This is a genomic window from Micromonospora sp. NPDC047793, assembly GCF_040642635.1.
Lineage (GTDB): Bacteria > Actinomycetota > Actinomycetes > Mycobacteriales > Micromonosporaceae > Micromonospora.
In genome coordinates, this window is the sequence record NZ_JBEYSG010000018.1 from 18,813 (window position 1) to 42,466 (window position 23,654).

Genomic DNA, 23,654 nt, shown 5'->3' on the forward strand with positions numbered 1-23,654 from the left:
CGCTGACGGTAGACCGCCGCCCGTGATGGAAGGAGTCCTGTGGCCTCAGCCGACTCGCTGCTCGGAGGTGTGCCTGAGCGCTACTACGTCCATAACAAGGACCGCGGTGAGACCCTGCATCGGTCCGCGCCGGAGGCCATCCAGCGAGACGTGATCGCCCTTGAGGTCAGCGAAGGTGACCATGTGCTGGAAATCGGCACCGGCACCGGATACTCCGGCGCGCTCCTCGCCGCCCGAGCCGGCACGTCCGGGCGTGTGACCAGCGTCGACATCAGCGACCACCTCGTCACATGGGCGAACCGCCTGCACCACCAACGCGGCGTCACCACGATCACCTGCCACGTCGCCGACGGCATGATCGGCTACCGACCACACGCTCCCTACCAGCGAATCGCGGCCTGGTGCACGCCCCCACGGCTACCCATAACATGGGTCGACCAACTCGCCCCAAACGGACGCATCGTGGCCTGCCTACCCATCGCCACGCAACCATCCACCACCCTGGTCACCACCATCACCCTCACCACGGGACAACCGCGCGTCGAGACGGTGACCTTCGGCGGCTACGCCCAGAGCACCGCCACTGCCGTGGAAGACGCCCTGACCATCCCCGCCCGCTGGGTGGACTACCGCGTCGACCAACCTCACCTGGCCTGGATATCCATCGGCTGGCGCGACGATGACGACCCGCAGCACACCGGCGCCCGCACAGCGCTCAACCTGCTGCTCGACCCCGACCACACGGAGACCTATCACCGCGCACCCTTGGACTGGCTGTCATGGACGGCCTACACCGTCATCGTCGGCGGGCCACAACGCAGTCTCACCGCTCTGGGCGACGGCAGGCGGGGCATCGGACACACCACCGCAACCTCCGCCGCCGTGATCCTGACCGATGGCACCATCCTCGCCGACAGCGCAGACTCCCCATCCCTGACCACGCTACGGACCTGGCTACAACGATGGGAACAAGCAGGACGGCCCGACGCCACCTGGTTCGACGCAAGCCTTCTACCCAACGACGAAAGTGATCTTCCAGGCTGGGATTTGCGGATCACGGCCCCGCGCCGGTAAGTGACCCCCGCTCGCACAGCAACTGTTCCGATCCGTGCACGCTGACGCCGCATGGCTCACTACACGTGCTCGCACGAATCCCTGGCTCCACCTACAGCGCAAGGCGGCCTACCTCACTCACCGTGTTCCGCGATATCCCCAGCCGACGACAGGTGGCCTTGATCGCCATCCCCTCCGCCCGGTGCAACCGACGGATCTCCGCCCAGTCCTCCACGCTCGGCACCTCCCGGTGCTTCCGGAAGGGGCCAAATTCAACCGGAACCACGGGGTCGGTTTCAGGCGGAGCCGACACAGCGGCACAGCAAGCACGGGTCGAGCTGGCCGACTGGCGGCTGGAGAAGCTGCCGGTGCCGTCAGCGCGAAGCGACGGACGAGGGAGTTGCTCGTTCGACCGAACCTCAACCGATCCACCACGTCACGTTTTCGCGGTACCCCGGTTTGGCCAAAGTCGGTAGATGTCTGCAGGCACCGTATGGGGCGGCCTCTCCGCGGCGCCTGCACGCTGCTCTACCGAACTGACCGGGCAACCCCACCCTGCCTAGGTAGCGGCGGCATGACGCCCATGCACCCCAGTTCCGAATGTTCTTCACGATCGAACGCGGTGAAGCCAAGGAGCCGGCGATGCCGCTCCGCGATGACCGTGTGACTGTCCGCGTGTCGTGAGGGGTGACAGAACCTGCAGGGCGTAACTTTGCACAAGTCCGATCGCCTTGGGCTACCTGGGAGTTGCGGACAGCATGTGCATCCCGCACCTTGCTTACCCCTTACAGACAAGGAGGAGCGCACCCATGGTGCGTTCGTACAAGATGACGACGGGCCGTTCGGCCGCGACGAGCCCGACGCCGGCGACACCGGTGGTGTCCGTGGTGGCGGTGGACGGCGCGGGGCCAGGAAGGTGGATCGGAACCCCAGCCGGCCACGGAGGCAGGTGTGCCTTGCTGGGAACCGTCGTCACCGTGGCGGTGCTCGTCGGTCAGCAGGGCGGTGGCATGGCGGATGCCTGCCTGCTAGGACTGCTGGTCGCAGCCATCGGCAGACTGGTGGGGTCGGAACGGGTACTCGTTACGGAGATCCGTTCGCCTACCGCGCCGATCCTTCAGTTGGCGTACCAGGGCGAACCGCATCCCGTTGGGGCATCTGTGGAGGTGCCACGTCCGCGCCGCTCGCGGAAGGGCTAGGCGGGTGCCTGTTCCCGTAGGGCGTCACGGATCCCTTCAAGCAGCCGCCGGGCGTCGTCGCCCTTCGCCGCCTGGCGGTACAGGTCCTCGAAGGAGGCCTTGTAGCCAGCGACCGCCGTCTCGTCCTCGACGAGGGCGACGTCGTCCGGCAGGTTGTCGAGGTAGACGACGTCCGGGTCCACGTCCCACTCGAACTCATGCAGGGAGAATGGGCCGACAAGAGCGGAGTTGGCCGCAGTGTCCCGCTTGAGGACCACGGGATGCAGATGTTCCGGAAGCCGGAACAGGATGTGTTCGACCTGCTCCAGCATGAGCTGGGTGTTCTCCACGAACTTGAGGGCGCGTTCGTCCAGGACGATCCGCACCTCACGGTGCGGTTGGCCGAAGACGCGCGCCTGACGGGCCAGACGCAACTGCACACGCGCCTGCGCGGCGGCTTGGTCGCCACGGATCTGCGGCCCAATCGCCACCACCAGTTGGGCGTACTGCTCGGTCTGCAGCAACCCAGGAATGAGGAAGGGGTGGTACTGGCTGATGCGCCACGAGTCGTCTTCGTAGCCGAGGAAGTCCATGTACGACGGTGAGACGAACTCGCGGTACTCGGCAGCCCAATGACGCTTGCGCGCCAACCTCGCCAAGCCCAGCAGGTCGCGTGCCTGGCTGGTGTCGTGCACCTGGTAGAAGTCCAGCAATGCACGGAGGTCGTTGACGGAGATACTGACCGACCCGTTCTCGATCCGCGTCACCTTCGACAACGACCAGTCCATCTCCTGGCGCACGTCCTCCAGCGAGAGTCCGCGTTCGAGTCGCAACTGACGCAGCACGAGACGCAGCCGCCTGCGATTCGTGGTCGGCCCATGCCCGCCCGTCGTCACGTCCACGCCCTCCACTCAGCAACTGCAGAAGGCAAAATGAATAAAGAACCCTGCCTTGAGCAATTTTCTTTGGGCCTTCGGCTCTCTGCTGAGGGCAATAAGCTATCAGACGGGCCTATCGAACGCGGGATCGGGTGAAAGAGGCAGACATTCATGGCCGAAGTGGGCGCTCCCCTGCTACCGTGCTTACATAGCGCGACGCCCGCAGAGACGGTACGTGAAGATCGTCGCCGGCTTGACGGTCGCCTCGGTACCGATTGCTCGACGGCGTTCACGGGAATCCTCACCATAGTTGCGTCGCCATTCATGAACAGCCCCTATGCACATCGTCGGATTTCAGGAGCAACAAAATGGAAGAGTCCCGGAACAACTGTCCCATCTGGACCCGTCGCAGTTCCCGGTGCCAAAACGACCATTGCGTGGACGTGTCCCGCTATCCCGCAAGCGTCGAGGTGTGCAACTCTGCGAACCCCGACACGACCCTGTCATTCACGGACGATTCCTGGCGTTCATTCCTCCGAGCCCTCGGAAACAACACAGTCCGGCTGCCATACAAGTAACCGCCACAGCGGTTACGGACCGCCTCGCCGACGTACGGCCTCGGCGTCACTGTCGGCATGCCGACACCCGGTGGCGCCGAACCCGACCGCACCGTTACGCCGCCCTAACCGGTCACCCTTGACCTACTCCCACACGAGCGGCCCCATGCACATGCCATGCACGACGAACAGCACCCAGCCCCATGCCCCGTCCTGTTAACGAGACTCTACGAAAAGCCAAGCCACTGGTATAGGCGACACGACGGCACACGTCTGCCGCCCACCAGCTCGACCTACCCGGCGCGCCCTCACCTCGCCCTAGCTCTAACAGCGGCCCGCGCATGGCCAGGAATCAAAATGTGAAGACCGCAGGCTCAACGGCATGCCAACACACTCACATTCCTGAATCGCTTTGCCAGACAGGTTGCGATCGGCCACTAACGCCCGTTTCTCAAAATGGTTGCGGAAGGACGACGGGAAGCAGGGACAGCCTGATGACGCGCTTCTGGTCACCGGCAGCATGGAGCAGATAATCGCGACGGCGAGTTGGCTCATCGGGAGTGATGACCTGCAGCAACCGTGAGTGTTGGTCCAAACAGGCCCCGGCACTGTCGACCACGGCGCTAGTGTCCGCCCGGTCGCGTATGAACAAGATAAGGGCGATTCGGGTGTCGCGCCAGATGGTGTAACCGAGTAGTTGATCGACAGCCTCGACGAACTTGGAAGGGCCGTGCCAGATTTTGCACTCCCCGATAAACGCATCTCGATCGCGCCACCGCAGCAGGATGTCCGTCTTGCCACGCCCAAGGAACGTCTCGCCGGTCGCTGCCCCCTGATAGTTCGCGTTGAGGATGAACAGGAGGAAGTCCCGGATGGTCTCCTCATCCTCCCGCAGTAGCTTGCTTGCCGAGCGAACGAGACGTTCGAGCGCAGCGGTGAAGGACATGATCGTGACAGTGATGTCCTCCGCGATCTGCTCGGCGAGGTGCCACTCCTGAGCCCCCGCCACAACGGCAGCGTCGAGTTGCGCGACGGTGACCCCACGGGGCTGCAACGGGATGCGTTGCTCCATCGACCGTGGGGCGACCGGGATACCCAAGGCGTCGGCCGTCGCGAGGACTGCTCGCACCCTACGGGCACGGGCGCCTATGGCGGTCATCACCTGCGCACGCATTTCCGCCCGATGGTGCTGAACCTCCTCATTGGCGGCAGCCGCTGCCTCCCGAAGCAGTCCTTGGAACTCTTCGATGTACTCCCCAAACCTGGCGGCATCAGCCATCGCGTCAGCGATGTCCTCGTTGGTCGCTTCAGCGATCGTCGAGAAGCACTTGGCAGGCTTGTCACCCTCGATGTCCGCGCCAGAAAGAACCCCACGGGACATGAGCGCACTGGACGCACCATCGACCATCACACAGAGGTTCAGCCGGACCAGCTGCTCCTTGCCCCCATGAGACGGCGTTTCGAGTGTCTCGACCCAAAGCCCTTCATGATCAACAGTGACGGAAGCGGCGGCGCACTCGTTCACGATGACATCAGCCACGGCGTCCACGGGCGTCCGCGCGAGCGTGTCGTCTGGAACGTCGCGGGCTCGGGCGAGCGCGATCTTCAGACGCGACGCATACTCCGTGGAGTTGCGCCAGATCGGATCCCACAGCGGAAGGTGCGTAAGCGGCAAACTCGCCTCCATCGATTGAACTCACTCCCCGGCCGTTGACTGACGCTCCCGAGGAACCTCCACCGTGGGCCGACCGAATGCTCCCATCACCAACACCGTCGCCGCTGCAGCGGGGGCAGCGCCTCAGCCGAGTCGTCGACGATGTCGCCGCCGCCCCCAAGTGCCGCCGAACCAGTGAGGACCGAAAGGAGCCAGCCTGACAAACCGGCACGCAGGGGATGCTCGACGCACGAGCAGCCAACCATGCCTCATGGACGAAAACAGACCGCCATTACGGCAGGTCCGGCCTTGTCGATCTTGTGCGCCCGAAGGGACTCGCCCCCCTAGCCTTCTGATCCGTAGGCCGTTGCGGCTCGCGACCATAATGACCAGGTGATGAAGCGGCATGGCAACAGACTCGTGATATTCGGATCGACTCTGGCCGCCGTCGTAGCAGGTGTCTACCTGATCGGGTTGGATACCGCCGACCAGGTGGCGAGCGTTGTCGGCGCGCTGTTCGGTGGCTTGGCGCTTTACCTGACGCTGAGCGAGCTGCGGCGTCGCCGTAACGAGCAGCCAGCCGGCACTATTCCCTCAGCTAGGCTCTTACACCCAGTCAGCGACGAGCCGCTCGAACGGCCCACACTGGATGGGCCGGCCGGGCGCCTGGAGACGCGGAACGTCATCCTGTTGGCTGCGGCCTTGGTCTTTGCTCTGTTTACGGTCAGAGTGTCAACGATTTCTCTCTTTGATGCCTCAGGCCCTGACGATTCAGTTGGGCCAGCCGGGACCACCTGCGCTGCCAGCGGTACGGGAGCCGTCGCCCTAGTCGTCGGCGCCCGCGCGAACGTCCCACGACCCACATTGACGGCCGAGGTGCGGTCGTTGCTGAGTGCCCACCTCGCCGCAGGCGAGCAGATTTACCTGATCCGACTCGACGGCCATCCGACCCTGGCAGGCACCCTGAGCATCACACCGGCGAAGTCCGCCAGGAATCACGACCTTGAGGTCAAGAACACGCTGAGCGACCTGGACGCATCGCTGGCAGGTCTGCGCGCCATCGCACCCGAGGCCGATGTCCTCGCCGGGCTGTCGATCGGCGCCCGAGCCGTCGGAGACCGCGGCACGATCGTCCTGATGGACTCCGGCCTGCAGACGGTCGCGCCTCTCGATTTCGTCAAACCAGGCGTTGTGGAGGCTGGTCCCAGCGAGGTAAGCAGCTTCCTGCGGTCCGAGGAGCTTCTACCACCGCTGTCCGGCCGGGGGGTTATCCTCGTCGGCGTTGGTGACGTCGCGGCACCCCAGCAGCCGCTGAACGATCGGCAGCGGCGAAACCTGGTGGACATCTGGCGCCAAATCGCGGTGTCCGCCGGGGCTAGCTGCGTGCAGATCCTGGATACACCGCTCAGTGGTGACGCGCCCGTCGATGCGCCAGCCGTTGCCACTATAAGCTTGCCAGAGCAGCAGAGCTTAACGCTGACCTGCGGCAGCGACACCACGCTGACCACCCAGGCGATCAGCTTCCATCCAGACTCCGCTGTTCTCCGTGACCCGGAAGAGGCCAAGGCGACGCTCGGCGCTTTGGCGAAGCGGATCAACAGCGGCAAGCTTACCGTCGAAGTGATCGGCATGACAGATTCAATCGGCAGTAGCGAGCTTAAGGTGACATTGTCCTATGCCCGAGCCAAAACGGTTCGAGATCAACTGATTAAGCTGCGCGTATCTCCCGACACAATCACTAGTCGTGGCGAAGGCGACACAGTAAATGCCATTGCACCGGGCAACCAGGTGGCCAACGTCCGCGTCAAGTGTTGAACTCCCACTCCAAAACTCGAAGCGACGGGTCTGCTGCACCGATAGGTGACAGTTTCAGTCACGCGGCCTACGGTGCAAGCCTTCTGGGGTGGACGAGAACGAGCCGGGAAACGTGCCTGGCCGATGACGCGCGGCGAGAACCACCGGTTCGGCATGTACGCCCCGTAGCTCCGTGCCCTTTGTGGTGTTCGCGAAGGCATTCCATAGGTGAAAGCAGATCAGGTCATGCTCGGGATCTGCCATGGCGTAGGCCAGTGTCTTGGAATACATGGGGTTGGTTCCGCCGATCCACAGCGACGGGAGCCCGAACGCCTCGATGACCTCAGACAGCGTCCGATCCTCCGTCACCCAACCGCTGACGCCGGAGCTCAACTGCTGAAACTCTGCCTCCGACACGCCCGATCCAACTCGAGCCAGCCGAGGCGATGGGCTATCTCGGCGTAGACGGAGGCCGTGGCATCACGCAAGGCATCTGCCGGCAGGATGTAGCTGTAGGCGCCCATGACACCGGTCGCCACGAACGCGTCGCGTTCGCGTAACCCATCACGCTCCGTCGCCCACCGCTCCAGGCTTCCGTCCACGGCGGCCATCGCCTCCAGCAGAAGCCGCTCAGCCATCTCGTACTTGCCGTACATGCCAGGGCGACGAAGCACACCGTTCACCTGGGCCAGGTGGTGCTGACGCGCCTCACCGAGAACACGTTCGGAATCCGCACCGGTACTCATCGCTGGCGATCATGACACTTCAACGGGCTCCGGGGATATCCACTCATCGGCAGATCCGGATGCGCCCAGGGCTCGACGAGGTCGTCGTCATCGCTGGCGGCCCCAGGCCCATCTTCTCGCACCGCAACGCAAAGCCGCGCCGGTCCAACTCGACGGCAAGATGCGGAACCACGCCCTCACCCCACCCCACCCTCCACGCATTCGATCAAATTTCGTGGATTGAATGAGGAAGGAGAATTTCGGCATCGTCAAACTCGCACGGACCCGACCGGACGGCCCCGGACAGTCCGACACGCAGGGGATGCTCGTCGCACGAGCAGCCACCGAGCAGCCAACCGTCCCTCATGGACAGAAACAGACAAGGCCCTGACCGCCGTTATGGCAGGTCAAGGCCTTGTCGATCTTGTGCGCCCGAAGGGACTCGAACCCCTAACCTTCTGATCCGTAGTCAGATGCTCTATCCGTTGAGCTACGGGCGCTGGTGCTCGGCCAGTCTACACACCCGGCCTTCGCGCGGAGACTCCGGGATTCGAACCCGGGAGGGGCTTTAAGACCCCAACCGCATTAGCAGTGCGGCGCCATAGACCAGACTAGGCGAAGTCTCCCTGGTGGCCCGCAGACCACCGCGCCCGAGGATACAGGCCCCGCCCGTCCGGGGGCAAAGCGACTACCGGAACCCGCCGCCCCGCAGACCGGCGAGGGGATTCTTGCGCTGTGCGTCGCCGTGATCGCGACTACGCTCCATCGACATGCAGGAGGAGTCGCCACGCGAGCATGACCACCCGGAACCTGCTCGGGAAGCGCGCCGCCGCTTGCCGAAGGCGACGTTCACAGCGCCTCCGGCTCCGGCGCCCCCGAGCGACGCGGAGCCGCAGGAGGACGAGGGCGGGCGTCGACCTCGTCAGGCGAAGCCCGCGCCGGGTCTGATCTTCCAGCCGCCGCCCGTTGCCGAACAGCCGGCGCCCCGTCAGACTCGTCCCGCTTCGTCCAGGACACCGTTCACCCCCACGCCTCCGGCCACTCCGGCACCCCCCGCCGATGCTGGACCGGCACCCGCGGCCGGTCCAGCATCGGCGGGAAGCCAACCGGCCCAAAGGGGAGCCGACGGTCCGGACGGCGCGTCTTCGGACACCCCTGCGCCGTCGCGTCGGAGGGCCGCCGCTAAGAAGGCACCTCGATCGAGACCTGAGCCGACCGGGCCGGAATCGGGCGCCACCGGTCCCGCCGATTCCTCTGCCGCTGGGGCAGCGACCGCCGGGCCGTCGACCGGTAGCGGGCAGCACGACGCGACGGACACGCCCTCGGACAGGACCGAGCAGCACGACGCGACCGGAACGCCGTCGAGCAGCGATGGGCAGAACGACGCGACTGCGACTGCGGCGACGCAGCCGGCTCCGGCCCGGAAGACGGCCAGAAAGGCCACGCCGAGAAAGGCCACGCCGGCTGCGGCTGCTTCCGCCGAGGCCACCCCGGTGAAGAAGACAGCGAGGAAGGCGGCGGCGAAGGCCGCACCCGGCCGGAAGGCCGCGACGAAGGCGACCGGGGTCACCGCCGCCGGTGGGATCACAGCTGCCGCCGTGGTCGGAGCGGACGACGCCGTGCCCCAGGCCGAGGAGACCGCCTCGGCCCGCACCGACACCTCCCCAGCAGAGCAGGCCACTGAGCCGACCCCGGCCGAGGCAACCCCCACACCGACCCTGGCCGGGCCTACCCCCACACCGAACGCCGCGGAGCCGACCCCAGTCGAGCCGCCCCCCACACCGAACGCCGCCGAGCCGACCCTGCCACCGAACGCCGCAGCACAGACCGGCGCCGACCCGAGCGATCCGACCGAGCCGGATCCGAGCCGGCCGGGCTCCGTCGAGACGACCCGGCCCGAGCCGGCCCCGGGCAAGCCGACCCCGACCGCACCCGAGCCGCGCCCGCAGACCGCACCAGAACCAGCACCGCTCGACGCGATCGAAGCGGGGCTCGTCGGGCGTACGCCGGATCTGCGGATGCTCGTGTCGCGGTTGCTGGAGCACCCGGGCTACGCACCGGAGCTGCTCGCCCTGACGGCCGTCGAGGCGCTCGGGCCGGGGGCGGCGGCGTGGGCGCGGCGGCTGCGGCAGAGGTACCCGGAGGCGGACGGCGACGGTCTGGCCCGGCTGGCCGACCGACGGTTCGTCCGGCAGGCGGGGGTCGGCGGGGCGACCGCCGCGCTGGCGGGTGTGTTCGCGCCGGTGGTGGAGTTGGTGGCGGTGCTCTGGACGCAGGCGAGCCTGGTGCTGCACCTGGCTGCGGCGTACGGCCGTGATCCGGCGGATCCGGAGCGGGCGGTGGAGCTGCTGGTGTTGGCGCAGGTGCATCCGGACGAGGCGAGTGCGCGGTCGGCGCTGGCGGCGGCGCGGACGGCGGACGGGCCAGGCGAGCAGCCGGGGCCACGGGCCGCCGAGGCGGCCTGGCGGCTGGCGGCGCCGCTGGCCGCGCAGGCGGGCGGCTGGTTGGCGTTGCGGTGGGCGTCCAGGTTGCTGCCCGGCGCGGCGGTGGTGACGGCGGCGGTCGGTGACTCGGCGGCGGCGCAGCGGCTGTCCTCCCGCGCGGTCGCCGCCTATCGCCCGACGCGACGTCGCTGACCACGGCCTGCCGGACCCCCGCTGACCACGGCTTGCCGGGCCCAACGGCCGCCCGCGTCCCCGACCGAGGCCAGCCCCACCATCCGGGAGCGCGACCGCCACCGGGCCAGGGACCTGCGCGGTCGGAGCGGAAGCGCGACCGGCGACCGGCACCGGGCCGGGGTCTGCGCGGTCAGAGCCAGTCGAACCATTCTCGGGGCAGCAGGCTGTAGCCGACGAAAGCGAAGATGTCGAGCAGGGCGTGCGCCACGATCAACGGCATCACCCGGCGGGTACGCAGGTAGAAGAGGCTGAACACGACGCCCATGACCGCGTTGCCGATGAACGCGCCGAAGCCCTGGTAGAGGTGGTAGGAGGCACGGAGAAGGGCGCTGGTGGCGATGATCGCGCCGACTCGCCACTGGAGCTGCCGTAGCCGGGTCATCAGGTAGCCGACCACGATCACCTCTTCCAGGATCGAGTTCTGGAAGGCGGCGAGGATCAGCACCGGCACGGTCCACCAGAGGTCGGGCAGCGCGGCCGGCACCACGGTGGCGTTGATGCCGAGTTGGGCTGCCGCCCAGAACAGCACCAGGCCGGGGAGCCCGATCAGTGCCGCCAGCCCGGCTCCCTGGGCGATGTCGGCCCAGGGTCGTCGGGCGTCCAGGCCGAGGGTGCGTACCGGGTCGCCGGGGTCGCGGGTGAGCAGGTGTACGGCGAGCAGCACCGGCAGCAGCGCGAAGACGATGCCGAGCAGCTGGTACGTGAGGTCGAGGTACGGCCGGGCCGACGCGGAGGTGTTCAGCGCGGCGGTCTGCCGGGAGAGTCCGCCCTCGGCGGTCAGCTTCGCGATGATCGAGACGGTGGCGTAGACGGCCGACTGGCCGAGCGAGAGGCCGAGCACGAGCATCGTCTCGGTGCCGAGTGTCCGACGGGACGTCGGGCTGGTCAGCTCTGCGGTCACCGCACCACTGTGCCCGACCGTCTGCCCTGGTGGCATCCGGGTGTCACTGAGCGCGCCTCACGTCGGATCGCACATTCTGTGCGACCCACATGCACGCTCCGTGGACATTCTATCGGTGTTCCCGATCCCCGCCGGCAGAAGAAGGAGCGCTCCCAGGTGGACAACTTCGCGCGGCTGCTGAAGGAGAGCTGGGCCCTGGTCGAGGAGGATCGGGCCCGGTTGACGGACCACTTCTACGCGCGGGTCTTTCTCCTCGACCCGGAGCTGCGCAAGCTGTTCCCGGTGCAGATGTCCGGGCAGGGTGACCGGCTCCTCGAAGCGATCATCGCGGCGATCCACACCGTGGACGACCCGGAGGGGTTCGACGAGTTCCTGCGGGCGCTGGGCAGGGACCACCGCAAGTACCACGTCGACGCGGCGCACTACGACACGATGGGTGTCGCGTTGTTGGACGCGTTGCGTAGCACCGCCGGGGACGGCTGGAACCTGGAGTACGACCAGGCGTGGCGGGACGCGTACGCGGCGATCGCCGAGAAGATGCTGGCCGGGGCGGCGGCGGACGACAACCCGCCGTTCTGGCACGCGGAGGTGCTGACCCACCGGCGGTACGGCTCGGACACCGCCGTCTTCACCTGCCGCGCGTTGCAACATCCGCTGTCCTGGAAGGCCGGCCAGTACGTCAGCGTGGAGGCGCCCCGGCACCATCCCCGGGTGTGGCGGACGTACTCGGTGGCGAACGCTCCGAACGACGACAACGTGCTGGAGTTCCACGTGCGTACGCCGCCGGAGGCGGCCGGCTGGGTCTCGGGTGCGCTGGTCCGCCGGATCAAGCCGGGTGACCTGCTGCGGGTGGCCGCGCCGATGGGGTCGATGACGTTGGACCGCGCGTCGGAGCGGGACATCCTCTGTGTCGCCGGTGGGGTCGGGCTGGCGCCGGTGAAGGCCCTGGTGGAGGAGTTGGCCGGCTACAACCGGGCACGCTGGGTGCACGTCTTCTACGGTGCCCGTACCGAGGCGGACCTGTACGGTCTCGACCAGTTGCGGGAGCTGGTGGCGGCACATCCGTGGCTGTCGGTGACGCCGGCGTGCAGCGACGACCCTGACTTCGACGGCGAGCAGGGTGACATCTCCGAGGTGGTGGCCCGCTACGGGCCGTGGACCGCGCACGACTGCTACGTCTCCGGCTCCGCCTCGATGGTCCGGTCGACGTTGCGGGTGCTCGCCGCCGACGACGTCCCGCCTCAGCAGACCAGGTACGACACCTTCGGCAACCTGTAGAGCTTTTCTCCCCCCGAGCCGGGGCGCGTGCCCCTGCCCCCTGGGGCACGCGCCCCGGCCCTCCCTGATCGGGCGGACCGGCACCGCCCGCGCCACCGCGCCCGTCCGGCCGTCGTTCCCACCCGGGCGGGCGCGGTGGCGCCTCCCGCGAGCCCGTGACCGACGGATCATGAGTCCGCCGTTCACACCTTGGCGCGGGGCGCCACCCGCGCAGGCGGCAGGGGTCAGTAGCGCCAGGGGTTCCCGGTCTCCCGGTACTCCTCGATCGGCACCAGCGGCACGCCGGGCGCCATCCGGTCGACGTAGAGCCGACCCTCCAGGTGGTCGATCTCGTGCGCGACCAGGCGGGCCATGCCGAACTCGAACGAGGTGATCACCCGTCCGCCGTCGAAATGCGCGTGCTCCACGTCGATCCGCAGCGCTCGGGGCACCAGCCCACGGTGGTCGAAGAAGGAGAGGCAGCCCTCGTACTGCTCGTCGGTGTCCGGCGCGGCCTCGACCACCCGGGGGTTGAGCAGGACGACGGGCTCGGCGGTGCGGTCGGGCGGGCGGACCACGGCCGCCGCGCGACCGATGTCGAGCTGTGGCGCGGCGACGCCCACGCCCTTGGTGAAGGGGTGGATCTCGTCCAGCCGGGCCATCGCGGTGACCAGCCGGTCGACGATCTCGCGGGCGGCGTGTTCCTCGCGGGGCAGGTCGAACGGTCGGGCGGGCTGCCGCAGCAGGTCCGCGCCGCGCTGCACGACACCGAGTCCGCGCATCCGGTCGGACGGCCGGACCCGGCCGGCTTCCGGCTCAGTCTCCGGCTCGGCGCGGAAGCGCCACTGCATCCGGTAGCGGGCGTTCAGCGGCGGCTCGTCGGTCGCCCAGTCGAAGATCGCCCGGTCGTCCTCGTCCCGCCGGGTCACCGCCGTGCGCAGCGGCCCCTCCTCCGCCGAGAGCGAGGTCTCCGCGCCCCAGACCTGTGGGTCCAGCGCCGCCGGCAGATCCAGGCGTACGGCAAGGTACCGGGTGGGTACGCGGACCGCCCGCTGGAACCAGGGGCCCCACTTGTCCCGTCCGACGGTGTACGCGTACTCGATGGTGGCGCGGCGACCCGGGTAGAGCGGGAAGCGGCGGTCGGCGTTCTCGAAGAGCAGCCAGATCTCCTTGAAGGCGTCCCGGTCGTGCTTGGCCCGCCAGTGCATGGCCTCCCGCTCGCCGGACTCCTCGCGGAGTGCGCTCAGTTGCAGTTCGGCGAAGGTGAGCGGGTGTTCCCGGTGGTGCCGGTTGGAGCGGCCCGGGTCGTTCGGGTAGCGGTCGACGGCGATCCGGACCAGGTAGCGCGTGACCGGTTCGGTGCCGGCGTTGTACAGCTCCCGGCGGATGACGCAGTGGTAGGAGTCGTCGGTGTGGGTGAGTGTGGCGGTCTCGCGTTCGACGATGAGTCCGGTGCCCGGCGGCATCCACTGGCCGGGGAGGACGGGTTCCCGGTGGTGGCGCTCGACTCGGGCGTGGCGCAGGTCGTCGTACTCCCGGAACCGCTGCCAGATGGCGCCGCTGGCCTCCAGGACGGCCTCGGCGCGCCGGGCGAAGTCCTCGGTGGGTCGGTGCCGCCGCCCTTCCACGTGGCTGACGTACGACGGGTCGAAGCCCATCAGGGTGGCGAGTTGTTTCTTGGACAGCCCCCGCTCCGTCCGGTGCCGTGCGAGTTCGGCGGCGAACGAGTCGGCAGCCCGATCGAGCGGTGAGGTCGTCATCAGCTTCCTCGTGGCCGGGTGCATCAAGTTTCACGTTGCGTCGCCGATCACGCACACATCTGGCATGTTCTCGACAGGACCCTTGACCGGTGAGCGATTTCTACCGATACTGCCCCGAGTCTCCGGTGCGACACTCTGCGTGACCGCCGCCCGTCGAGTGATCCGAACCTCTCGCTTTTCCTTCTTCCCGGGTTCCCCGGATGCCGGAAGTGTGGTTAGGCTAGCCTTAGTTTGGCCAGTAGGGTCTCGGACGGGGGTGGATCAGGTGACAGCCGTGCTGCCCGTCCACGCCGCCTCGGCCGCACCGCTGGCCCCGGTCACCACGGCCCTGCGGGCCATGTTCGGCACCGACGCGCTGCCCGGTCTGGCCGCCGGGCTGGTCGTGCCGGACGAGGCGGGTTGGGCCCCGGCGACGACGCTGACCAGCGGCACCCAGGTGCCGGAGCTGCTCAGCTCGGCCGTCCGCCTCTGGGGTGGTACGCCACACGCCTCCGCCGCGGTCGCCTGGAAGGCGTACAGCTACTGGGCGGCACTGCCGGTGGTGCTCGGTTGGGCCGTCGCCCGACGGGTGCCGCTGCTCGACGCCGACGCGGCTCTCGTGCACTTCGCCGACCCGCGCACCCTGATCACGCTGGGCCTGCGTCGGTCCACCCCGATCGCGGTCCTGCCCAACGACCCGCTGGCCCTGTCCGGGCTGCCCCAGGTCCAGGTGCTCGCCGACGAGCAGGCCCTGTTGACCGCGCTGCGCGGCACGCTGCTGGACGCCCACCTGTCGCCGGTGATCGCCGCCATCCAGGGCGAGGTCCGGATCGGTACGCGGACGCTGCTCGGCTCGGTGGCCTCCGGCATCGCGCACGGGGTACTGCGGGCCGCCGACAGCCTGCCCGGCTCGGCGGTCGAGGCGGTCGACACGCTGCTCGGCGCGCTCGACCTGGCCGACCTGGTGGAGCTGGTGCCGGGCCGCAACGGCGAGCCGACCGTGCAGCGCCGCACCTGCTGCCTGGCTTTCACCCTGCCCGCGCCGAAGGTCTGCCAGGGCTGCTGCATCCGCAGCTCCTGAGCGTCACTCTCCGACCAGCGGCCGGACGTCCCACAACCACACCCCGCCGGTGTAGGTGGGTTCCACGCCGGTCAGTTCGGTCATCCCGGTCCGCAGCGCCTCGGCCTGCTCGTGCGGGCCGAGGACCACCGCCCCGGCCCGCCAGTACCGCAGGTCCTCGACCGCTTCCCGCCGGTCCTGGTCGGTGATCGGCGGCACCTCGCCGGTCCGCCGGATCGTTGCGAAGAAGGTGCTGGTGGGGCGCGGCGGCGCGGTGAACAGGGCGACCCGGTCCCGGCCCGGCCGGGTGTCGGGGCCGAGGAAGTAGCCACGGGCGATCGGCATCCGCAACCGGGTCTGCGCCGACCAGCGCAGTGGCTCGGCGTAGTCGGTGTCGGGAAGCGGCAGGGTCACCAGGCTGCGCCCGCCGGCCAGGTAGGGACGCCAGGCCCCCGAGGTGACGAACTCCGGGGTCGGTTCGAGGCGCTTGGTCGGCAGCGGGGTGGGCAGTACCGGCACCAGGGCCATCGCCAGCACGGTCGCCGTGCCGAACCGGATCTGGGTACGCCGGTCCGGGTGCCGGGCGGCGACCTGCCGGATCCGTTCGGCACCGTAGGCGAGCAGCAGCCCGACGATCGGCGTGATCGCCAGCGACCAGCGGGTGGGCACCACCGAGTGCAGCACCGGCAGGTCCTCCAGTGCGGCCCAGGGGCCCGGTATCCCGGTGCCCCGGCCGTCGAAGCGGATCTCCCGCCCGAGTGAGAGCACCGCGAAGACCAGCCCCAGTCCGGCCAGCGCGACCACCACCGGGTTGCGCCGCAGCCACCACACGATCGCCGCCACCAGGATCACCAGCGGCCAGCCGAAGAAGGCGTTCTCCTCCGTGGGGTTCTTGACCAGCCGGGCCGCGCTGAACGCCTCGCCGCCCACCGACTCCCGGGCGTAGGTGAAGAACGAGGCCAGGTCGGTGGAGTAGCCCCGGATCAGCCAGGACAGGCCGTTGTAGGCGCCGGGCCCGAAGAACTGGACGTAGAGCGGGTACGCCAGCAGCACGAGTGCGATCCCGGCGGCGACGCCGAGTCCGGCGAGGAAGGTGCGGGTCCGTCGACGCAGGTCGGGTCGGGCGATCGCCAGCGCCACCACGACCACACCGAGACCGATCGCGGTCATCAGCAGGATCTCCAGGTTCAGGAACGCCTGCCAGACGATCACCAGGGCGAGCAGGACGCCGTTGCGCAGCCAGCGGCCGGGCTCGGCGAGCCGGAAGGTACGCCAGACGATCAGCGGCACCACGAACTGCGACACGATGTTCGGGTGCGCGTTGGCGTGCGAGACCATCGCCGGGGCGTACGCGCAGAAGGCGGCGCCCAGCCAGGCGGGGCCGCGCGAGCCGACGAGGACGCGGGAGAGCACGAAGTACCAGGCGGTGGCCGTGGCGATCATCCCGAGCGTCAGGAAGAGCAGGAACGACGTACGGGTGCCGAACAGCAGGGTCACCGGCGTCATCGGCAATGAAACGGATAAAACGGAGGTATTCGCCATCAGATTGACGGATTCCGGCACGTTCATCCGATCCGAGGAGAACGGGTACGCGAATTCCGTCACCACCCGCGCACCGTGCGCCATCATCCACTGAAATTGGGCCATATCCGTCTGATTGTCGCGAATTCCGTCGGCCGGGTTGAGCCACATCCGCGCGGTGACCCAGAAGCCGAGCACCGTGAAGCTCACCACGGCGGCGACGTCCCTCCACCGCGCTGAACTGGGACGATGGCCGCCTTCCGGTGGCCCGACCGGCACCCCTGGCGCCTCAGACTCGTCGGCGGAGCGGCCCGATTCAGGAGTAGTCATGGTAATTCGGAGCGTAGTCGGCGTATCGGGCCATCGTGCGGCCTTCCGACCACTGGCGTAACATCTTCCGAGTTCGCTGACCACCACCGATCGTGCAGCCACCCGACCGTAATTCGGCCACCGCGGGCCCCGATATTCCCGCCCTCCAGGCGGATGGTTCACTCAGTCGGTCCTGGCGCGGGGTCGAGTCATATCGTGAGGAATCGACGCATGGCAGAAATCACTGGGGATCAGCGCGTGCAGTCCGAGGTTCTGGAGGGCCTCGCCACCGCGGTCAACCACCGACGTTGGTTCGTCGAGCTGGCCGTGCCCTACCTGGGCGACAACCCGATCGAGATCGGCAGCGGGCTCGGCGACTACGCACTGGAGTGGGCCGAGCACTTCCCCCGCTTCACCGCCACCGAGGCCGACCCGGACCGGCTGGTCGCGCTCAAGGAGCGCCTGGCCGACCAGCCGTCCATCGAGGTACGCCAGATGCTACTGCCCAACACGGAGCGGGGCGACTACAGCGCGGCGGTGTCGTACAACGTGCTGGAGCACATCGAGGACCACGTGTCGGCGCTGCGCACCATGGGCCAGTTGGTCCGCCCGGGCGGCGCGGTCGTCATCATCGTCCCGGCGTTCCAGTTCGCGATGAGCCCGGCCGACGTCGCCACCGGCCACGTGCGCCGCTACACGAAGAAGACGCTCTCCGCCGCGATGACCGAGGCCGGTCTGCGGGTAGAGAAGATCCACTACGCGAACGCGCTCGGCCTGATCGGCTACTTCATGGCGACCAAGGTCTTCCGGCTGATGCCGAAGGAGGGCCCGATGGTGAAGGTGTACGACACCCTCGTCCTCCCCGCCACCAAGGCCGCCGAGCAGGTCGCCCGCCCGCCCTTCGGCCAGTCCGTCTTCGCCGTAGCCCGCACCCCCGCCTAACCCCCTGCGCCTCCCCCTCCCCCTCCCCCTCCCCCTCCCCCTCCCCCGGGCGGGTTCACCGCGTTGATCAAGAAGTTTGTGCCACGCCCGGTCGGGATCGGTGGCCAAAACCTCTTGATCAACGCGGCCATGTCGGCGGGGTGGGGTCAGGTGGTGATCTGGTAGGTCGGGCGGATGGTGGCTCGGGCGAGGGTGTGGAAGGCCAGGTTGAAGCCGACGTATGCCGGTGAGGCGTCCGGCGTGAGGTCCAGGCGCTCCACGTCGAGGGCGTGCACCGCGAAGACGTACCGGTGCGGCCGGTCACCGGCCGGCGGCGCCGCACCGCCGAACCCCTGCACGCTGTAGTCGTTCCGGACGCTGAACGCACCCCGCAGGTCGCCCTCGGCGACACCACGCGGCAACTCGGTCACGTCGGCCGGGAGGTTGACCAGCACCCAGTGCCAGAACCCGCTGCCGGTCGGTGCGTCCGGGTCGAAACAGGTCACCACGAAGCCCTTGGTCTCCGCCGGGAAACCCGACCAGGCCAGGTGCGGCGACACGTTCTCCCCACCGGTGCTGTCGTGGGCATGCGCCGCGTCCATCGGCTCACCGTTGCGCACGTCGTCGCTGGTCAGCGTGAACGATGCGACGGTCGGCAGCAGCTCGTACGGGTCCGGGGCGATGGGTCGTTCCAGGGTCATCGACACAGGTCCTTCCGGTGGAAGTGGTGTTCTGCGTCCCCCTTCATACCCTGTCGCGCGGCGCCAACCAGGAAAACGCGAGGTGTCCGCCGTAACCGAAGGCCGCTCACGCGGGTTGTCAGCCTGGCACCCATCGAGCGAGGGAGATCCGTGGCCGGCATCTGGCGCGACTTCGTCACCGCGGCCGTAGACGCCGTGCGTGACCGCGACGACGAGCAGCCTCGACCCGACGAACGCCGCCGGGCCGTGGACCGGCTCGCCACCGAGAAGATCCGCGAGAACCAGCAGGTACGCCCACCAAAGCGCTGAGCGCCGACGAGTCACGCCACCCCACCCCGCCTAACCCAGCCCCGCCCCGCCCCACCCGCCCCGCCGATCATGGACTTGTGGCAGGGACAACGAAGGGCATTCAGGAGCTTTTCGCGTGCCACATATCCATGATCGCGGCGGGCAGGCACGTGACACGGCAGGTGGCGGGGCGCGTGGACGGGTGCGGGCGCGTGGACGGGTGCGGGTCCGAATGAGCGCGCGGGTGGAGGGTGAGCGGAGGGTGTGGGATTCGAACCCACGAAGACATCGCTGCCTTACCGGTTTTCAAGACCAGCGCCATCGGCCACTAGGCGAACCCTCCCGGTGCCACGCACGGCGCGGCCGTGCACAGTCTGCCACGTCCGGCAGATCGGCGAAGGGGCGAGCCACCCCCGACCGCGTGGCCGTCGCGGCGGTCGGTCACGCGACTCCACTGTGCTCCGCCGGCCCGAATTTCGCCGGCCAGGGGGCGGCCAGGGCGTGGAACAGCACGTCGATCGGGTAAGACTGGGCTATGCGCGCGATCGTGATTGCCGAGCCCGGTGGGCCGGAGGTGCTGAGCTGGGACGAGGTGCCCGACCCGGAGCCGGGACCGGACGAGGTGATCGTCGACGTACGGGCCACGGCGGTGAACCGGGCCGATCTGCTGCAACGGCAGGGGCACTATCCGCCGCCGCCGGGTGCGCCCGCGTACCCGGGACTGGAATGTTCGGGTGTGGTGAGCGCCACCGGCGCGGACGTCAGCGGATGGCGGGTCGGTGACGAGGTCTGTGCGTTACTGGCCGGCGGCGGGTACGCGGAGCGGGTGGCCGTGCCGGCGGGGCAGCTGCTGCCGGTGCCGGCGGGGGTCGACCTGGTCGACGCTGCCGCGCTGCCCGAGGTGGCGTGCACGGTCTGGTCGAACGTGGTGCAGGTGGCCCGGCTGTCGGCGGGCGAGACGCTGCTGGTGCACGGTGGCGGCAGCGGCATCGGCACGTTCGCGATCCAGCTCGGCACCGCGCTCGGGGCCACGGTGGTGGCGACCGCGCGGGCGGCGAAGCATCCCCGGCTGCGTGAGCTGGGCGCGGTCCACCTGGTCGACTACCGGGAGCAGGATTTCGTCGAGGAGGTCCGGCGGGTCACCGACGGACGGGGCGCGGACGTCGTACTCGACATCATGGGCGCGTCCTACCTCGGCCGGAACGTGGCCGCGCTGGCGCCGGACGGGCGGCTGGTGGTGATCGGCATGCAGGGTGGCCGCAAGACCGAGCTGGACCTCGGCGCGCTGCTGGCCAAGCGGGGCACGGTGGCGGCCACCGCGCTGCGGGCCCGCCCGCTGGACCAGAAGGCCGCCATCGTGCAGGGGGTACGCGACGAGGTCTGGCCGCTGGTCGAGGCGGACCGGGTCCGCCCGGTCGTGGACCGGCGGCTGCCGATCACGGAGGTGGCCCAGGCGCACCGGCTGGTCGAGTCGAACGAGCACCTCGGCAAGGTGCTGCTCACCGTCAGCTAGGCGCCGGCAGCGACGTCTGACACGCCGGCGTGTTCGGCAGCGCGAGTCGGGGGCCGGGGCCCTCGGCGCCGAGCCGGTCGTCGAGGTTGTTGAGCGCGCAGCGTTGGAGCGAGAGGCACCCACAGCCGACGCAACCGTCGAGATCGTCGCGGAGCTTGGCGAGCAGCCTGATCTTCTCGTCCAGCCGGTCGCGCCACGCGGTGGAGAGCTGGGTCCAGTCCTCGGCGGTCGGCGTCCGGGAGGCGGGCAGCGAGTCGAGCGCGGCCCGGATCTCGTCCAGCGAGATGCCGACCTGCTGCGAGATCCGGATGAACGCCACCCGGCGCAGTTCGCTCCGATGGTAGCGACGCTGGTTGCCGCCGGTGCGGTCGGCGCGGATCAGCCCCATCCGCTCGTAGTAGCGCAGAGCCGACTGTGCCACGCCGCTGCGATCGGCGAGCTGACCGATGGTGAGGGCTTCCTGCATCACACCGCCTTGAATTGAACCTAACTTCAACTTGCAGAGTATCCGCATGACTACTCTCGCCACCACCGCCCGGGTCGCCGAGGCCGCCGCGCCGCTCGACGGCCGGTCGCCGGTCGCTCCGCTGCTGGAACGGATCCGCGCCGGCCGCGTGTTCGGTGCCAACGTCCACTCGACCATCGACGTGCTCTGGGTGCTCTACGACCGGGTCCTCCGGATCACCCCGGACACTGTCGACGACCCGGCTCGTGATCGTTTCCTGCTCTCCAAGGGACACGCGGTCGCCGGCTACTACGCGGTGCTCGCCGCCAAGGGGTTCGTGCCGCTCGACTGGCTGGACGACCAGGGCGGGCCGGACAGCCGGCTCGGCGACCACCCGGACCGGACGCTGGTCCCCGGAGTCGAGATCGGCTCCGGTTCGCTCGGGCACGGTCTCGGCCTGGCCGTCGGGACCGCGCTCGGGCTGCGCGCCCAGGGACTGCTCGACACCCGGGTGTACGTCCTGCTCGGTGACGCCGAGCTGGACGAGGGATCGAACCACGAGGCGATCGCGTACGCGGGCGGGACCGGTCTGCCCAACCTGACCGCGATCGTGGTCGACAACTCCTCCGCCACACACGGCTGGCCCGGTGGCGTGGCCACCCGTTTCACGGTGAACGGGTGGACCGCCGCCACGGTCGACGGACGGGACCACGACGCGCTGCGCACCGCCCTGACCGGGCACCACGGACCCCGGCCGCACGTCGTCGTCGCGGTCGTCGAGAGCGGGGAGTAGCCATGCGGGACAGCTTCATCGAGACCACCACGCACCTGCTGGCCGAGGATCCGCGTACCGCGCTGGTGCTCGCCGACATCTCCGCCGACGCGTTCTCCCCCGCCGCCCGACGACACCCCGACCGGGTGCTCAACGTCGGCATCCGGGAGCAGTTGATGCTCGGGGTGGCCGGTGGGCTGGCGCTGACCGGGTTACGGCCGATCGTGCACAGCTACGCGCCGTTCCTGGTGGAGCGGGCGTACGAGCAGATCAAGCTCGACCTCGACCACCAGGCGGCACACGCGGTGCTGGTCAGCGTGGGCGCGTCGTACGACCGGGCGGCGGCCGGGCGCACCCACCTGAGCCCGGCCGACGTCGCGCTCTTCGACACCCTCTCCGGCTGGACGGTGCACGTGCCGGGGCACCCGGCGGAGGTGCCCGGTCTGCTGCGCGCCACGGTCGCCGGGGACGCGTCGGCGTACCTGCGGTTGTCGACGTCGCGGAACGCACGGCCGTACGCCGGTGACGGCGAGCTGGTGGTGGTCCGCGACGCCGGACCGGGTGCACCGCTGTTGGTCGCGGTCGGGCCGGTGCTGGACGCGGCGGTGGCAGCCGCAGCGGATCTGCCGGTCACGGTGGCGTACACCCACCGGCCGCGCCCGTTCGACACCACCGGCCTGCGGGCGCTCGCCGGGACCGAGGTGATCCTGGTCGAGCCCTACCTGGCGGGCACCTCGACCCGGGTGGTCACGGCGGCACTGGCGGACCGGCCGCACCGGCTCCTCGCACTCGGTGTGGGACGCGACGAGCTACGCCGCTACGGCTCGGCCGACGACCACACCCGTTGGCACGGACTGGACGCGGCGGGCCTGCACCGCGCGTTGACCGGGTTCCTGTCCCCGGCTCTGGTCTGAGAGCTGCCCGTCGTCGTCCTCGACCGGGCTGCCGCGTCAGGCGGCGGAGCCGCTCCCGGGGCGACGACGGGTCCGCTCACGGCCGAGGATCCAGATCGCCTCGACACCGTCCCGCCAGGTGATCTTCTTGCCCTCCTCGCGGCCCCGGGCCCGGTAACTGATCGGCACCTCGTACGGCCGGATCCGGCGGCGCAGCAGTTTGCCGGTCACCTCGGCCTCCATGCCGAAGCCCCGGGAACGCACGTCCAGCGAGCGGTAGAGCGCCACCGGCATCAGCTTGAAGCAGGTCTCCAGGTCGCCGATGTAGGAGTTGAACATCACGTTGGCCGCCATGGTGACGCCCTTGTTGCCCATCACGTACCAGAAGCTGTAGGCGCTGTGGCTGCCGAAGGTCCGATTTCCGTAGACCACGGTCGCCCGGCCGTCGAGCACCGGGGCGAGCAGCTTGGGGATGTCCTGCGGGTCGTACTCCAGGTCCGCGTCGAGGATGACCATGTACTCACCCTCGGCGCTGGCGACCGCCGTCCGGATGGCTGCGCCCTTGCCCGCGTTGCGCTGGTGCGTGATCACGCGCAGACGCGCGTCGTCGGCCCGGCCCAGGATCTCCCCGGTGCCGTCGCGGCTGCCGTCATCGACCACCACGAGTTCGATCTCACACGGGTACTCGACCGCCAACGCCTGCTTGAGGGCGTCCGCGATGCGTTCCTCCTCGTTGTAGACCGGCATGAGGATCGACAGCTTCACGGGAATCTCCACGAGGGCGGCAGTATGTCGGCCATAGCGTAGCCCCGGCAGG

General features: G+C 69.0%; 21 protein-coding genes, 3 tRNA genes and 1 pseudogene. 11 read left to right on the plus strand and 14 right to left on the minus strand.

The features are described 5' to 3' along the window. The first annotated feature begins 39 nt into the window (after positions 1 to 39). Positions 40 to 1,074 (plus strand): methyltransferase domain-containing protein, encoded by a 1,035-nt coding sequence (locus tag ABZ738_RS26740; protein WP_357217551.1) that lies wholly within the window; start codon positions 40 to 42, stop codon positions 1,072 to 1,074. A 118-nt stretch (positions 1,075 to 1,192) separates the two neighbouring features. Here the strand turns inward: ABZ738_RS26740 and ABZ738_RS26745 are convergent. After that, positions 1,193 to 1,297 (minus strand): annotated as a pseudogene (locus tag ABZ738_RS26745) (helix-turn-helix domain-containing protein); the annotation flags it as partial. Positions 1,298 to 2,248: 951 nt separating this feature from the next. Then, the gene (locus ABZ738_RS26750; RefSeq protein ID WP_357217554.1) at positions 2,249 to 3,142 is read right to left on the minus strand and encodes a helix-turn-helix transcriptional regulator; all 894 of its coding nucleotides are present in this window, start codon (positions 3,140 to 3,142) and stop codon (positions 2,249 to 2,251) included. 335 nt (positions 3,143 to 3,477) lie between these two features. On the opposite strand from ABZ738_RS26750, the gene ABZ738_RS26755 reads away from it, so the two are divergent. Next, the gene (locus ABZ738_RS26755) at positions 3,478 to 3,687 is read left to right on the plus strand and encodes a DUF397 domain-containing protein (RefSeq protein ID WP_357217557.1); all 210 of its coding nucleotides are present in this window, start codon (positions 3,478 to 3,480) and stop codon (positions 3,685 to 3,687) included. A gap of 430 nt (positions 3,688 to 4,117) precedes the next feature. Here the strand turns inward: ABZ738_RS26755 and ABZ738_RS26760 are convergent, their stop codons facing one another. Then, positions 4,118 to 5,353 (minus strand): hypothetical protein, encoded by a 1,236-nt coding sequence (locus tag ABZ738_RS26760; protein ID WP_357217560.1) that lies wholly within the window; start codon positions 5,351 to 5,353, stop codon positions 4,118 to 4,120. A 363-nt stretch (positions 5,354 to 5,716) separates the two neighbouring features. Here ABZ738_RS26760 and ABZ738_RS26765 point away from each other — a divergent pair, with 363 nt between their 5' ends. Then, positions 5,717 to 7,135, plus strand: a complete 1,419-nt coding sequence (locus ABZ738_RS26765) for an OmpA family protein (RefSeq protein WP_357217724.1) — start codon at positions 5,717 to 5,719, stop codon at positions 7,133 to 7,135. A 54-nt stretch (positions 7,136 to 7,189) separates the two neighbouring features. Here the strand turns inward: ABZ738_RS26765 and ABZ738_RS26770 are convergent, their stop codons facing one another. The 4 genes from ABZ738_RS26770 to ABZ738_RS26785 all read right to left on the minus strand — a co-directional run bounded on the left by ABZ738_RS26770 (position 7,190) and on the right by ABZ738_RS26785 (position 8,465). Further along, positions 7,190 to 7,531, minus strand: a complete 342-nt coding sequence (locus tag ABZ738_RS26770; RefSeq protein WP_357217563.1) for a hypothetical protein — start codon at positions 7,529 to 7,531, stop codon at positions 7,190 to 7,192. Further along, positions 7,504 to 7,860 (minus strand): hypothetical protein, encoded by a 357-nt coding sequence (locus ABZ738_RS26775; protein ID WP_357217566.1) that lies wholly within the window; start codon positions 7,858 to 7,860, stop codon positions 7,504 to 7,506. Before ABZ738_RS26775 ends, ABZ738_RS26770 begins: the two co-directional genes overlap by 28 nt. A 406-nt stretch (positions 7,861 to 8,266) precedes the next feature. Then, a tRNA-Arg gene (locus ABZ738_RS26780) sits at positions 8,267 to 8,339 on the minus strand. A gap of 35 nt (positions 8,340 to 8,374) precedes the next feature. After that, positions 8,375 to 8,465, minus strand: a tRNA-Ser gene (locus tag ABZ738_RS26785). A gap of 867 nt (positions 8,466 to 9,332) precedes the next feature. Here ABZ738_RS26785 and ABZ738_RS26790 point away from each other — a divergent pair. Then, positions 9,333 to 10,475: a hypothetical protein gene (locus ABZ738_RS26790; RefSeq protein WP_357217569.1), complete on the plus strand. Its 1,143-nt coding sequence runs from the start codon at positions 9,333 to 9,335 to the stop codon at positions 10,473 to 10,475. A 172-nt stretch (positions 10,476 to 10,647) separates the two neighbouring features. On the opposite strand, the gene ABZ738_RS26795 is transcribed toward ABZ738_RS26790, so the two are convergent. After that, positions 10,648 to 11,418: a CPBP family intramembrane glutamic endopeptidase gene (locus tag ABZ738_RS26795; RefSeq protein WP_131057684.1), complete on the minus strand. Its 771-nt coding sequence runs from the start codon at positions 11,416 to 11,418 to the stop codon at positions 10,648 to 10,650. 156 nt (positions 11,419 to 11,574) lie between these two features. On the opposite strand from ABZ738_RS26795, the gene ABZ738_RS26800 reads away from it, so the two are divergent. Further along, on the plus strand, positions 11,575 to 12,696 hold the full coding sequence (locus ABZ738_RS26800) for a globin domain-containing protein (RefSeq protein WP_131057683.1): 1,122 nt from the start codon (positions 11,575 to 11,577) through the stop codon (positions 12,694 to 12,696). A gap of 224 nt (positions 12,697 to 12,920) precedes the next feature. Here the strand turns inward: ABZ738_RS26800 and ABZ738_RS26805 are convergent, their stop codons facing one another. After that, positions 12,921 to 14,435, minus strand: a complete 1,515-nt coding sequence (locus ABZ738_RS26805; RefSeq protein ID WP_131055932.1) for a peptide deformylase — start codon at positions 14,433 to 14,435, stop codon at positions 12,921 to 12,923. A gap of 277 nt (positions 14,436 to 14,712) precedes the next feature. On the opposite strand from ABZ738_RS26805, the gene ABZ738_RS26810 reads away from it, so the two are divergent. Further along, positions 14,713 to 15,495: a hypothetical protein gene (locus ABZ738_RS26810; RefSeq protein WP_357217727.1), complete on the plus strand. Its 783-nt coding sequence runs from the start codon at positions 14,713 to 14,715 to the stop codon at positions 15,493 to 15,495. 3 nt (positions 15,496 to 15,498) lie between these two features. Here ABZ738_RS26810 and ABZ738_RS26815 read toward each other — a convergent pair whose 3' ends face one another. Further along, entirely contained in the window at positions 15,499 to 17,325 is a 1,827-nt protein-coding gene (locus ABZ738_RS26815) for a hypothetical protein (protein ID WP_357217577.1), read from the minus strand. Between the two features lie 210 nt (positions 17,326 to 17,535). On the opposite strand from ABZ738_RS26815, the gene ABZ738_RS26820 reads away from it, so the two are divergent. Then, a complete protein-coding gene (locus tag ABZ738_RS26820; RefSeq protein WP_131055928.1) occupies positions 17,536 to 18,246 on the plus strand; it encodes a class I SAM-dependent methyltransferase in 711 nt (236 codons plus the stop codon). Between the two features lie 146 nt (positions 18,247 to 18,392). Here ABZ738_RS26820 and ABZ738_RS26825 read toward each other — a convergent pair whose 3' ends face one another. Then, the gene (locus ABZ738_RS26825; RefSeq protein ID WP_131057881.1) at positions 18,393 to 18,926 is read right to left on the minus strand and encodes a YbhB/YbcL family Raf kinase inhibitor-like protein; all 534 of its coding nucleotides are present in this window, start codon (positions 18,924 to 18,926) and stop codon (positions 18,393 to 18,395) included. Positions 18,927 to 19,076: 150 nt separating this feature from the next. Between ABZ738_RS26825 and ABZ738_RS26830 the strand changes: the two genes are divergently transcribed. Then, the gene (locus ABZ738_RS26830) at positions 19,077 to 19,235 is read left to right on the plus strand and encodes a hypothetical protein (RefSeq protein ID WP_161595086.1); all 159 of its coding nucleotides are present in this window, start codon (positions 19,077 to 19,079) and stop codon (positions 19,233 to 19,235) included. 235 nt (positions 19,236 to 19,470) lie between these two features. Here ABZ738_RS26830 and ABZ738_RS26835 read toward each other — a convergent pair. Further along, positions 19,471 to 19,557 (minus strand) — tRNA-Ser (locus tag ABZ738_RS26835). A 192-nt stretch (positions 19,558 to 19,749) separates the two neighbouring features. On the opposite strand from ABZ738_RS26835, the gene ABZ738_RS26840 reads away from it, so the two are divergent. Next, positions 19,750 to 20,727 (plus strand): NAD(P)H-quinone oxidoreductase, encoded by a 978-nt coding sequence (locus ABZ738_RS26840; protein WP_131052362.1) that lies wholly within the window; start codon positions 19,750 to 19,752, stop codon positions 20,725 to 20,727. Here the strand turns inward: ABZ738_RS26840 and soxR are convergent. Then, the gene (gene soxR / locus ABZ738_RS26845) at positions 20,720 to 21,193 is read right to left on the minus strand and encodes a redox-sensitive transcriptional activator SoxR (RefSeq protein WP_131052361.1); all 474 of its coding nucleotides are present in this window, start codon (positions 21,191 to 21,193) and stop codon (positions 20,720 to 20,722) included. The two genes, ABZ738_RS26840 and soxR, sit on opposite strands and share 8 nt — an antisense overlap. Before the next feature lie 46 nt (positions 21,194 to 21,239). On the opposite strand from soxR, the gene ABZ738_RS26850 reads away from it, so the two are divergent. Both ABZ738_RS26850 and ABZ738_RS26855 read left to right on the plus strand, forming a co-directional pair. Then, a complete protein-coding gene (locus ABZ738_RS26850; RefSeq protein WP_357217585.1) occupies positions 21,240 to 21,965 on the plus strand; it encodes a transketolase in 726 nt (241 codons plus the stop codon). A 2-nt stretch (positions 21,966 to 21,967) separates the two neighbouring features. After that, a complete protein-coding gene (locus ABZ738_RS26855; protein WP_357217588.1) occupies positions 21,968 to 22,858 on the plus strand; it encodes a transketolase in 891 nt (296 codons plus the stop codon). A 36-nt stretch (positions 22,859 to 22,894) separates the two neighbouring features. Here the strand turns inward: ABZ738_RS26855 and ABZ738_RS26860 are convergent, their stop codons facing one another. Continuing rightward, positions 22,895 to 23,602: a glycosyltransferase family 2 protein gene (locus ABZ738_RS26860; protein WP_131052358.1), complete on the minus strand. Its 708-nt coding sequence runs from the start codon at positions 23,600 to 23,602 to the stop codon at positions 22,895 to 22,897. Positions 23,603 to 23,654: the final 52 nt, after the last annotated feature.